A 12,723-nucleotide genomic window follows, 5' to 3' on the forward strand; every position below is an offset into this window, starting at 1 on the left:
CAATGGAAAAGAAACTGGTTTATTTCTTGTGTACGGGCAACTCTTGCCGGAGTCAAATGGCGGATGGCTTTCTTAGTGCCCTCGGCAGCGAACAGTACGAAGTGAAAAGCGCAGGTCTTGAAGCGCACGGTTTGAACCCAAGAGCCGTTCAAGTGATGAAAGAAGCAGGCGTAGATATTAGCCAAAACACCTCTAATGTGATTGATCCAGAGATTTTGAATCGCGCTGTCTATGTCATTACTCTTTGCGGCCATGCCGATGAGCATTGCCCTGTCATCTCCAATCCGAATGTGGTGAAATGGCATTGGGGCTTTGATGATCCGGCTAAAGCAGTCGGCACAGAGGATGAAATTATGGATCAATTCCGAAACGTTCGCGATGCCATTAAGGCGCGTGTCGAGAAGTTTGTGAGAGAGGGACAATAAGATGTCCGCTATCAAAAGAATGCATGTTGCGGTCAACTGTACGGACTTGGAGAAATCGCTGACTTTCTACCGATCATTTTTCGGAACAGAGCCAACTAAGGTCAAAGACAATTATGCAAAATTTGAATTGGATAACCCTTCTCTTCACTTTTCATTAAACGTGCGCTCCTTTGAAAAGAATGGTGTGCTTAACCACCTTGGCTTCCAGGTAGATAATACCGAGGATGTACTCGAGATAGGTGAACGTTTGAGACTGGCAGATCTATTGCTAATCGATGAAATGAATACCACCTGCTGCTATGCTGTTCAGGACAAAGTATGGGTGTACGATCCGGACGGCAACGCATGGGAGATTTTTTATACGAAAGAAGATTCGGAGTTTGAATCGGCTGGCGATCAACGTGATCTTTCGTTATGCTGCGCTCCTCCTTTCGCACCCGTTCCAGTGGCGTTTCCATCATTCAAAAAACAATTATTTTAAAAAGCAAGGAGAGCTTAAGCATGAATAAAACGTACCACGAATTAATACCAGGTCGTATATATATGGGCGGCGCCGATGACGTACAAGCCATGGTCGATCATGATGGCGTTGAAGTCGTCGTGGATTTAAGAGAAGAGTCTCAGCAATGCGCGGCTGCAGGTGAAGGATTGAAATGGATCAAGATGCCATTAAGCGATGAAGCGAATGAACCGCAACAAAAAATGCTTCATACCGCGATTAAAGCTGTTGTAGAGAGCTACAAAGAAGGCAAAAAGGTCGCATTTCATTGCGGAGGCGGCAAAGGCCGTACGGGGACCGTTGCATACGGGACACTGCTTGAATTAGGCCTAGCCGATACCATTGAAGATGCAGAGCAGCAAGCCCAGAGCATTCGCTCGATATTGAATATAAAGCAAGCGCAGCGCGAAGCATTAGAAGCCATTTATTCTTAATAAACAGAGGAACGTTTGCATGGCAAGCTGCCGGTAAACGTTCTTTTTTTGTGGAAAACAGATCTTCAAGCATTGATAGATCAAGCCGGCGGCTCGGCCTATGTTTGGGGACTATCATCCGGGGCGGTACTTGCCCTTCAGGCAGCAGCTAGAAGGTAAATATTAAAGGGACTCGGCCATACGAACAAACTCGATTCAAAAAAAATATCATCGGAGCTTACAGCATTTTTTATGGATAATCACTAAGTTTTTTACTTAGTACCTTTATTCTCATCTATAAGCAGCTTTAGCAAAAATGATTTTAAATCGACAATTCGCAAATATTCCGGTCTTTGATCCGTTCCGCATATGATTAGTGGAATCAGTGATTCATCTTTTCTAATCGATCCGTGACCTCCTCCGCCCTTATGCAAAGGCGAGCTTCTATCAGCGAGTTGATAGCCCGGTTTTGCAGTGACTACCAAGAACTTTCCTTTGTGAGAAAACAAAGCTCCTGACAATCGTTGTAAAACATCAGGATATTGGCCGTATTCCAGCCTATGATTTGTTTTCATTTTTAAATCCAACACCTCAGTATCTTGCTCAATTGTCCATGTTTGTTTATAAGGGTCGATTACGCTGCCTTTAGCTTTGTACTTAAGCTCTTTTGCTGTTTTTCCTTGGACGGCATAAATCCAACCGTTTTCCTTCCAGGAAACAAAATCAATGCGCGGATCAGCTTTTACCAGATTTGCAACGTCTCTTAACGATTGGCCCGCTTGAAGTGTATATACGTAAGCCATCGTTTCATTTACGGCTAGAACGATTTCCGTTTCTTGCTTAGCAGCTTCTCCCTGCCGCAGAACCTGATAGTCTACGAAAATAGAGGGCAGGTCGATAACCGGATTTTTTTCGGCAGGCAAAATTTGAGTCATTCCGCTATCCCCTGCGATGACAAAAATCGCTTTGCTTAAGGCTTTTTCAGAAGAACCGAATGTTTTTAATAAGGAGTTAAGCTGCCGATCCAGTTCCTTGACTCCTTTGATATCGAAAGGACCTGTCTTATGCAGCTTCTGATCCAAATCAGGCAGATAGACATATGAAAAATCCGGCAATTTATTTTCATTGATCAAGTACTGAATCATTTCAATGGAAAATGAATTATTTAGGCCCAAACGACTGGTCAAACCGTCAGACAGACTTTTAATGCCTTGAAGCGGATCGGATAAGGAACCTAAGGCAAAATAATCCGGTCCTTTTACTTTCACTTCGCTTGGCAAAGAGGTTGTGCCTTCTACCCACGGAGGAATCGAAAGCGTATGATCACTTATCCCCCGATAGATCAAACCGTTAATAGAACCGGATTTCAGCCCATGCTGCGCCAGCTCTTCATAGATGGTAGGCACATGCGGATTCAGATGCTTCCCGTTTAAGTTGATTAATGCATCAACCAAGACCGGATCAACGCCATGCTTTATTACTTCCATCGGTCCGGTTCCGTAATTGATAACCTTCTTTTCGTCCGTAGAATACCAGGTCAGTCCCGGCACATGATGGCGATTTGGATATTGACCAGTAACTAGTGAGCTGTCAATGGTTACAGACATTGTGGGAAACGAGCTCACCATGTCCTTAAAATATTGGCCGTGTTCGATGAGGAATTGAAAAGTGGGAAGCTCATTTTGCCGAATGCCTTCATCAATCGCTCCAGACATTAAAGAATCAATATCCAGAAGGATGATTTTTTTCGACTGATCTCCTTGGATTGATTTTACGTGCATTAAATCTTGTTCCTTCGGTTTTGATTCCTGACTTTGGCATCCAAATGTAATGGCTAAAATAAAGATGATCAGCCCTAGCCGGCTCATTTTTTGTCTCAAGTTAACTCCACATCCTCGAAATGGTTTAGACGTCTTTTTATTTTTATATAGCTGAGTTGAATTGGTTTATTTTACCCATTTGCTCACTTCGTATCCTCCCAAAGTAAAACATCCAATCTGACTTGCTTATATTGAACAAAAAAAAGACCATAAATTAATGGTCTTTGCTGCTGTTTATTGAGCGTGCTAATGGCTAATCTTCCTGCTTATCGATCGTTATCGCTAGTGAAACCTCAATAACTGACCCATCATCATTATTAAAATCGATATACCACTCGCCTGCTTGTTCCAAACCAACCCACATTTCGCCGGCATATATAGTGCCAGGTGCAACTGAAGTTTCATATTTGTTGCCTAAGTCGGATTTGAGCCGGACTTTCAGCTTCTTTTTGCCTGTATTATTAACGTACAATTGCAGTAACTCCTTCTTGCCATCAGGGCGTGCTTAACCATTCGTCAGTCATATCCGCAGCATCAGACATTGCAGTCTGTTTCAGTTGCGCACTGTATAAGCCACAGTTCCTTCCTTGTAGAAATGTAAATTATTGTTGATATGCGATATTCGCATATGCTATAATTAATCAAATTAAAAGGCAATGAAACCTAGGGTTCAACCTCGTTCAAGAATGAGGTTGGGCCCTTTTTTTCATGCCTTTTATCTATTTTAAAGGAGCGATCAAACCATGCAATTAGACGTCATGTATCACAGAATGAAACAAAACTGGTCCTATGCTTACGATGAGAAAACGCTTCATATTCGCCTGCGCACAAAAAGGGATGATGTTGATACTGTCGTCCTACATTGTGGGGATAAGTATGGCTGGGATCATACGAATTCCTCCGTTCCCATGGCGATATTTGCGTCAGATGAACGATTCGATTACTGGGAAGCAGCTATTCAGCCGCGATACCGCAGAACCGTCTATTATTTTGAAATTCGCAACCAAGAGCAAGTCGTGTATATGCTCGAAAAAGGATTTTTTGATGAGGCCCCTGATGTTATTTATGAAGGATTGTTCGATTTCCCTTTCTTGAATCCTATCGATATTATTTCTCCTCCTGCATGGGTTAAAGATGCGGTATTTTATCAAATCTTCCCTGAGCGCTTCGCTAATGGGGACAAAAGCAATGACCCAGAGGGTGTGTTGCCTTGGGGCGGAACTCCAACTCCTACTAACTATTTTGGCGGCGATTTGCAAGGCGTACTTGATCATTTGGATTACTTATCCAAGCTTGGCGTTAATGCCATCTATTTCAACCCATTATTCCAAGCCACTACGAATCATAAATACGACACGCAGGACTATTTCAAGGTTGATGCACATTTCGGTACAAATGAGAAGCTCAAAGAGCTGGTTGAAGCCTGTCACCAAAGAGGCATTCGCGTCGTGCTCGATGCGGTATTCAATCATTGCGGCAATACGTTCCCTGCGTTTGTTGATGTTGTCAAAAATGGACCTAAATCAAAATATGCCGATTGGTTCTTCATTCGCGAATGGCCGCTGGATGTAATGGACGGCATCCCGACCTACGATACGTTTGGCTTTGAACCGATTATGCCGAAGCTGAATACTGAGAACCCAGAAGTACGGGATTATTTGCTTAGTATTGCTCGGTACTGGATCGAAGAAATTGGAATTGACGGCTGGCGGCTTGACGTGGCTAATGAAGTCGATCATCATTTCTGGCGTGAGTTCCGCAAAGCGGTTAAGGAGATCAATCCTGAGGCTTATATTTTGGGCGAAATTATGCATGATTCCATGGCGTGGCTGCAAGGCGATCAGTTTGATGCCGTTATGAACTATCCTTTCACAAACGCACTTTTAAATTTCTTTGCTCATTCTCGGATTGATGCAAAAGGCTTTGCTGATGCCATTCAGCGGCAGATTGCCAGCTACCCGCGCCAAGTCAATGAAACCTCCTTCAATTTACTCGGCAGCCACGACACGACTAGGCTGTTGACGTTGTGCCAAGGCAATAAAGATCGGTTTAAGCTTGCGTATTTGTTTGAATTAACGTTTGTTGGCGCTCCTTGTATCTACTACGGTGACGAGATCGGTATGGATGGCGAGCATGATCCTCATAACCGCAAATGTATGGAGTGGGATGTCAACAAGCAAGATCAGAACTTGCTTACTTTCTTCCAAAACATTATCCATCTTCGTCTGAAGCATGAAGTGCTTCGTACAGGCAGCATCCGATTCTTGGCTCAAAGCAACAAGCAATTGCTTACCTACGAAAGAGAGAATGCCGATGAACGCTTCCTTATCGCGATTAATAATTCGAATGCTGTAGCAGCTTACTCACTTAGTGAGAGCAACGAATATGAATGGATCGATGCGCTTTCCGGTGAGTCTATCAAATCCGGTTCCAAGCAATTAAGATTGCCAGCTTTCGGATACTCGATTCTTAAAGCTAAGGTTAAAGTTAAAGCTAGCGTGTAATGATGGGATCGGCTTAAAATGAACAAGAAAAAGGTCGAGATCAGGGTGATAACCCTGGCTCGACCTTTTTTTCTCAACACGAAAACTAACCTACTATCCTACTCAACAAGTAAAAATAATTGCCTGATACGGCTGAAGCTTCACCTTATTCGCTGATAGAGCGGCAGATGATAGCTGTCCCTGCCTGAAATGGCTATCGATTCCCACCTTCCACGCCGCATCAACATGCCGGAAAGGCGCCAATGACAGCTCCACAGCCTGATCTCCACTCAGATTAAAGCAGCAAATCAGACGTTCCTCTTCGTTCATATATCCATACACAACAACATGTTCTGGAGATTCGGCGACAAAAAACTTTTCTGCATTCATCAGATTTCGCTTAAGGCTTTTGAATTCATGAAGCTCAGATAACAACGGAATCATCGATTCCGACTTTGACCAATCAATTTGCATCCGGTTGAAGAACGCCCGCGGAATGTCAGCTCCATCTGTATTATCGCCTAATCCGCAATTCAGCGGCAGCTCTTCGTTCATTTCAAATCCAGTCGTAATATATGGAATAGCATTCGGCAAAAACCCATTAAACACAGCGATCATTCGTGCCAGCGCTACACCTCCCCTGCTCGTAATACGCGGGGTATCCGCCGTCTCTGCGCAGGCAAATACATGAATGGCAAGCTGCGGAAGCTCCTTCAAGTATGCGGTTAAGTTGTCTTTGGTAATGTCAGTCATAATGTTCCAGCCACTGCCGAGCATAATGTTATAACCCACTGCAGCCGCTTTCTGGTGATTGCGATTAAATAGATCCTCGCTAATGAGCAGCGCTTCCGGCTTGATTGATTTTACCACATCAAACATCTCATCAAGCAGCGGAACCGGCAGCACATGCCCAATATCGATGCGGAAGCCGTCAATGCCGTACGTGTTTAAATTGAAGCGCAGCCCTTCAATGAGCAAATCCCATAATTCACGATTCGGCTTCTTTGCCGGGTAATAGTTGCATTTGATCGTATCAAATAATACATAAGGTGCTTGATCCGGTTTAATTAAATGCTCCACAAGCGGATTGTTATCCGCATACAAGCGCAGGAACGTAATGTCCGTCCATATCGGCTGAACATCATTGATCCAGTCCGAATGAGCAGGGGCCGTCGTAATCCCCATCTCCTCTTCAATTAATTGAAGCAACTCCTCGCCTGTCTCTTGGGAACGATGCTTCAACTGCAACCAAAGCTCCTCATTCAGATCATTAGGCGGCAACGAAAATTTCGCTAAAAAAGCTGCCGTTTCTTCACTTCGATACACCGTCTCAAGCTTGTCCGGTTTGCATTCCTCGAAGAAATCAAGCTCAGGAATTGGCGGCGGCGCGAAGCCCTCCAAAGCTTCGTTGTGAATCCAATACACCCACTCAGGATGGTTGCGAATCAAATCACTGTTTCTTGCAGTGACTCTAGGAATAAAGTCCACCGTCACTTTAATATCAAGGAGATGGCATGCTGCTACAAGCGCAGACATTTCATCAATAAGCGTTATTGAAGTCATATCATCCAACAATGGATCATGAAGATTTGGATCGAGTTCGAACATCGATTGTACGGCGTACGGTGATCCGATATCGCCTTTTAAGTTAATTGTGCTGTACCGTGTCACCGGGAGCATGTACAAAATGTTGACGCCCATTTGCTTGAGCAGCGGAAGCAGCAGAATCATTTTTAGAAAAGTTCCAGACTCAATGTTTCCGTCATGATCAGTGTCCCAAGCAGTAGAATAACGAACAAGCGAGGAGTAGATTACACTTTCATCCAGATTGGTTGCTTCCTCCAAGCGGTAACGATGTGTGTCTCTGCCCAGCTGCTCCAAATGAGCATCCAGAAACGGATATGCTGCAACCAATATTTCACCTTGCTTCACCTCCAAAATATCCGCATAGCCACAAGTGTTCCAGACAGCTGGCAGCCATACTAGCGTTGTGTTATCACTAATGCGTGAGCGTATAAATGAAGAAATACGAGCCAGCGGGGACATGTCCTCTAGAACCATTGCTTCGGATGGATGATTATGCAGTTTCGTGTTCATTTCCACCTTCACCTTCCCCATCGTAAAAGATAATTTCGGAAAACTCTGTGTGATGATCAGTTGGCTCCCACGTTTTCGAAAATAAACCAACACTGATGACCGGCTCGCTTATTTTAAATGAACAAACTAGCTCCCAGTCCGCTTCACATTCATGCTTGACACGGAAATACAGCTCGTCACCACTTGCTTCGATGCACAATCGATGTTTTTCTTGCACATCCGGTCTAGCAAACAACTCGTAGTTGTCCGTTCTCTCCGGATAAAATACACCAAGCAGCTTGCGCCGGGCATTGCCAAACATAATTTTGCTATGATCCTTGAACTTGACGATTAGACCGCTATGATAGCATGGGCCGTATTTGTTGCGATTTACTACAGTTGCTTCCATGCGGAATTGCTCCTTCGTCGGTGTTGCGAGTAGCTGAGGTGCTTCATCCTTCACGATCCACGTATCGTCGATTCGGGCTGTCGTATGAATCATGGTGAGGCTGTCCCCTTGCCTTACTCCGTTTTGTGCATTCAAATTGAATTCCGCAAAATTACCGATTCCCGCAGAAGCTTCCTCGTTTAAGAACCGTTCATGCAAATTAGCTCCTGCCAGCAATTGCCGAAGTGTATGGAAAAACATCGTCTCCATCTGGGCTATCCGCGTTGCTTCTATTTTAAGGTCTTTCACCTCATACCTGCGATCAGCTACCCGATCAAATAGTGCCAGCCGGAATTGTTCCCATTCCTCGCCGATGGCAATGCTGAGCAAGCGCAATTCATCAATACCCGACTGTTCCACCTGCAAAGATTCCATGAAAGAAAATAATTGATCATAATAGACTGACTTATAGTTAGTCAATGGTATAAGCTTTGTAAGTCTGGATGTATCCCTGCGAAACTCGATTTCCTTCAGCATCTCTTCTTCTAAATAAAGAATAAGTGAGCTGTCCTGCGTCCAACGCTCCAGCAGCTCCAAATGCTCACATAATAATGAGCGCTTATCCATTGCTTCTTGCACGTCAGCCCGTTCTTCCAGCGATAACAAATACGGAATCGAACCTTCTGGGCACCAATGCTGTGCATAAAAGCGGCTCATGCTGACTAATTGCTCCGTCTGAATGACGAAGTCCTTATAAACCGGCAGCGCCCCTCCTTCAATATGCATATTGTCCAGCACATAAACAAGGTCACGCTTCGCGTCGTAGCCTTTTATAACAAAATAATGCGTATGCGGCTCGCCTAAATAATGATTGGAATAATAGAGCCCATACAAATCCCCGGGAACTAACATCCGCTGCCCGTTCCTCAGCCCTTCCTGCAATAATGCTCTTAGCTCATTAGCATCGTTGAAGGTGACTTTACTTATATCCAATTGAAAAGCTTCTTTCAGCTTTTTCTCATATAAATCCACAAAATCCGCATTCGGCTCCGCCTCACGTTCAAACGGACTTTCTTTCCACTTATCTGCAAAAAAGGTCATATAAAAATTGTAGCGGAACAGGAACAGCTCAAAATATCCGCGTTGAAACGACTCAAACAATATCGCCATCGGTTTCGTAAAGCAGTTAACCTGCTCCCAGCGATAGGCGTCACGATTCGTTGTTATCGCGCCATTAATGGTAATGGCGGAAACGACCTCTTTGTTCACCGAAGTGTCTTGCCATGGCTCGAACACAAAAGCTCCATGCCGCTTTCGCAGCCGTTCCGCAAGTCCGCTCGCGGTTGGCTCGGCGTACATATCCGATGCTTGTACCGGAATTCCGCGATCCTTCATAACAGAAATAACTTTTAATACATGAAGTGAATGCCCGCCTACTTCAAAGAAGCTGTCGGAATGACTAATATCATGTCCAGCCAAGATGGACAGCCAGCAATTCACAATCGTTCGCTCGAGCGAATGTTCGACAGCTGCTGCTCTCTCTTCCGTTTCTCCAGCTTCCGGCAGCGATACAGTCGCATGCGACGTTGTTACACGCTTAGCAGCTACTACGGACATTGCCGCTTCTAACTTCACTACTTGGGTTTTTGATGTTTGCGATTCAGCCATTAAAGCTGCTTGAGCTTGCGATACTCCTGTCGTTTGCGGGTCTGGCAACGCTTTGCGATCCACTTTGCCATTTGGAGTAAGCGGCAATTGCTCCAATTGAATATATCGGGAAGGAAGCATATATCCCGGCAATTGTACCGCCAATTGACTTCTTAGCTCAGAAGACTCAAGCGGCCGATTCACCTTCACATAAGCAATCAACTCTTGAATGCCACTTGGGCTGATCCATACAACGACAGCGGCCATATGAACCGCTTCAAGCATCATCAGACAGCTTTCAATCTCACCAAGCTCAATCCGATATCCACGAATTTTGACCTGCTGATCCATCCGGCCCAAATGCTGCAATTGCCCGTTTGGCAGCCATTTCGCCAGATCGCCTGTACGGTACAGTTTTTGCCCAGACTCGAACGGATGCGGCACAAACTTCTCATCCGTCAGCTCCGGCCGATTCCAATATCCCCTTGCTAAGCCATAACCCGAAATACAGAGCTCACCAGCCATGCCGATCGGCAGCAGCTCCTGATGTTCACCTAAAATATAAACGGAGGTATTGGCGATCGGTCGCCCAATCGTAATAGCTTCTTCGCTTGTTAGCTCCTGCATCGTAGACCAAACGGTCGTTTCTGTTGGTCCGTACATATTAAATAATCTTGCTTTTGTAATCTGCGTAAGCTGCTCACGCAGCACAGCCGGAAATGGTTCTCCGCCGAGCAACATATAGTTCAAACGGCCAAGTGCCTCTGCAGCTCCCTCATCCGCAAGCAATAACAGCATTCGGGATGGGGTCGTTTGCAGCCATTGTATCCGCTCGTTAACGATTAGCTTATTAAGCAAAGCGCCATCCACTTGCTCAGCCTCGTCTGCAATTACAATTTTCATGCCAAAAGCAAGGGGGGCTAACGTTTCCAATACAAAAATATCAAACGATATCGTCGTCACGCACAGCATGATTGCCCCTTCTTCAAACGGCAACTGTTCCTTCATCGCCGCTATGAAATTAATGAGGGAATGATGCTGAATCATTACGCCTTTTGGCTTTCCGGTAGATCCTGACGTATAGATCATATAGGCCAAATGGTCTGGCGTATTAACAAATGACAACTGGTCATTATAGCGATCACCAACGTCTATCGATTCATCCAACGGCTCATCAATAGATACCTCTAGACATTTCATCCCTAGCTCTGCCATTGCCTTTTGCTGGCGAAGCCCTCGCTGAACAAGCATCGTCTGTGCGCCGCTATCCTCCAGCAAATAAGCAATTCGATCACGTGGATATGCAGGATCAATCGGCAAATAAGCGCCGCCCGATATTAAGACGCCATAAATAGCGACGATCATCTCTATTGAACGATTCGCCATTATAGCAACGATACGATTAGGACCTACACCAGACTCACGCAATTTCCAAGCGATTTGATCCGCTCTTTGATTCAGCTCCGAGTAGGTCATTTCTTGATCCTTAATTGCAAGAGCAATGGCGTCTGGCCTTTGCGCAGCCCCTTCCTTCAACCATTCCACAATTGACTGGTAACGCGGCAGCTCAAGCTTTGTCTCATTGAATGCATAGAGCTGCTGCCGCCTTTCATCCTCAAGAACAACAGATAAGGAACTTATTCGTTGCTCAGAGTTATTAAGCAATTGCCCTAATAGATGACGCAGCACAGCAATCGTTTTCCCAATTGACTCATCTGTAAACAGACTAGTCTTATATTGGATATCGATGGTATAGTCATTCTCGCCATTCCAATCATTGATGACAAATTGCAGCGCATTGCCCTGATTACCGCTATATATTTCGCGATGTTTTACAGCCATGCCATCCAGCTCTGTCAACAAAGTTGTATTAAACACGTTAACGGAAACTTGAAATACTTGCTCCAGACCAATCCTGCGCAGCTCAAGCTGCTGAACAAGCAGATCATAAGGATACTTCTGATGAGAGTGACTCCGCCGAATGATACGATTAAGTCTCTCAAAAAACGGAGATACCTGCTCAGTTGAATCCATCTGTACTCGCAATGGCATCGTACTGGTGAATACACCAAATATTTTCTTCTCCAATTTCCCTATGCGATTAAATACTGGCGTCCCGATGACGAGATCATCCCGCATAAGCGTTCGTTGCAAATAAAGCAGGACAAGCCCCGTCAGCATCGTATTTTCCGTACAGCCAAGCTTCTGCGCCAGCTTTCTGAGCGCCCCCGTATCTTCTTCCCCTAATCGGAATGATTGCCTCGCGCCTGCAATGTAGCTGCTGCTGTCCTCTGGGAACATCGGCTCTGGCAAATGCTGAAGACTTTCTTGCCAAAATAATCGATCACGCTCGGCGCGGCTGGAAGCCAAATACGTTTGTTCCTGATGTCGCCAGCTCAAATATCCGACAGCCTCTTCATCAAGAACATTCTCATCCTGCAGCAATAGCTGCTCATACCTCTTGCCAATACCATCAATAAATAATTGCAGAGACCAGCCATCCCCGATCATATGATGAAACAACGTCAAGAAACCGCAATGCTGCTCACTAATACGGAATATCGTAATCCGAAATAAGCAGCCGTCCATGAGGGGAATAGGCGTATTCTCCTCACGGTTTAACCATTGCTGCATGGCTTGCCCGGGATCATCTTCTACCGAGAAATCCATAAATGCTGTAACGTCTTCTGCAAGTCCACTCTGTACGAATTGCTTCAGCTCGCCGTCCTCCTGTACGAATCGAAGCCGAAACGCTTCATGCTGATGGAGAACCAAACGAATCGCATGCTCCAGCAGCTTAAAATCCACTTCGCCCTCGATCCGGCTTAAACAACCAACGACATGAATAGGGCTTGCCTCATACCGTTGCTCCACGTAACTAATCCGCTTCTGAGGATGTGTTAAAGGAACTAGCTGCACCTCATTTAACACAGATTCCACATTTAATCCCTCCTTTGCGCATCATGTTGGCG

Annotated in this window: 8 protein-coding genes and 1 pseudogene; 5 read left to right on the forward strand and 4 right to left on the reverse strand. The window is 45.1% G+C overall.

Annotation, left to right across the window (positions count from 1 at the left end; all coding sequences use genetic code 11):
- Positions 1–2: 2 nt before the first annotated feature.
- The 4 genes and pseudogenes from arsC to AC1TPC_RS13940 form a co-directional block, all read left to right on the forward strand.
- Positions 3–425 (forward strand): arsenate reductase (thioredoxin), encoded by a 423-nt coding sequence (arsC, locus tag AC1TPC_RS13925; protein ID WP_482067433.1) that lies wholly within the window; start codon positions 3–5, stop codon positions 423–425.
- Between the two features lies 1 nt (position 426).
- Entirely contained in the window at positions 427–906 is a 480-nt protein-coding gene (locus AC1TPC_RS13930; RefSeq protein ID WP_482067434.1) for an ArsI/CadI family heavy metal resistance metalloenzyme, read from the forward strand.
- Positions 907–926: 20 nt separating this feature from the next.
- Entirely contained in the window at positions 927–1,358 is a 432-nt protein-coding gene (locus tag AC1TPC_RS13935; RefSeq protein WP_482067435.1) for a protein-tyrosine phosphatase family protein, read from the forward strand.
- Between the two features lie 60 nt (positions 1,359–1,418).
- A pseudogene (locus AC1TPC_RS13940) lies at positions 1,419–1,508 on the forward strand (alpha/beta hydrolase); the annotation flags it as partial.
- 101 nt (positions 1,509–1,609) lie between these two features.
- On the opposite strand, the gene AC1TPC_RS13945 reads toward AC1TPC_RS13940, so the two are convergent.
- Positions 1,610–3,217, reverse strand: a complete 1,608-nt coding sequence (locus tag AC1TPC_RS13945; RefSeq protein WP_482067436.1) for an alkaline phosphatase family protein — start codon at positions 3,215–3,217, stop codon at positions 1,610–1,612.
- 193 nt (positions 3,218–3,410) lie between these two features.
- Complete coding sequence (locus tag AC1TPC_RS13950; protein ID WP_482067437.1) at positions 3,411–3,629, reverse strand: hypothetical protein; 219 nt, start codon at positions 3,627–3,629, stop codon at positions 3,411–3,413.
- Positions 3,630–3,900: 271 nt separating this feature from the next.
- Between AC1TPC_RS13950 and AC1TPC_RS13955 the strand changes: the two genes are divergently transcribed.
- Positions 3,901–5,661 (forward strand): alpha-glycosidase, encoded by a 1,761-nt coding sequence (locus AC1TPC_RS13955; protein WP_482067438.1) that lies wholly within the window; start codon positions 3,901–3,903, stop codon positions 5,659–5,661.
- A gap of 102 nt (positions 5,662–5,763) precedes the next feature.
- On the opposite strand, the gene AC1TPC_RS13960 is transcribed toward AC1TPC_RS13955, so the two are convergent.
- Complete coding sequence (locus tag AC1TPC_RS13960; protein WP_482067439.1) at positions 5,764–7,737, reverse strand: alpha-amylase family glycosyl hydrolase; 1,974 nt, start codon at positions 7,735–7,737, stop codon at positions 5,764–5,766.
- Complete coding sequence (locus AC1TPC_RS13965; RefSeq protein WP_482067440.1) at positions 7,718–12,691, reverse strand: amino acid adenylation domain-containing protein; 4,974 nt, start codon at positions 12,689–12,691, stop codon at positions 7,718–7,720. The genes AC1TPC_RS13960 and AC1TPC_RS13965 overlap by 20 nt, the downstream gene beginning before the upstream one ends.
- Positions 12,692–12,723: the final 32 nt, after the last annotated feature.

It is taken from the genome of Paenibacillus sp. Y280 (assembly GCF_056786335.1).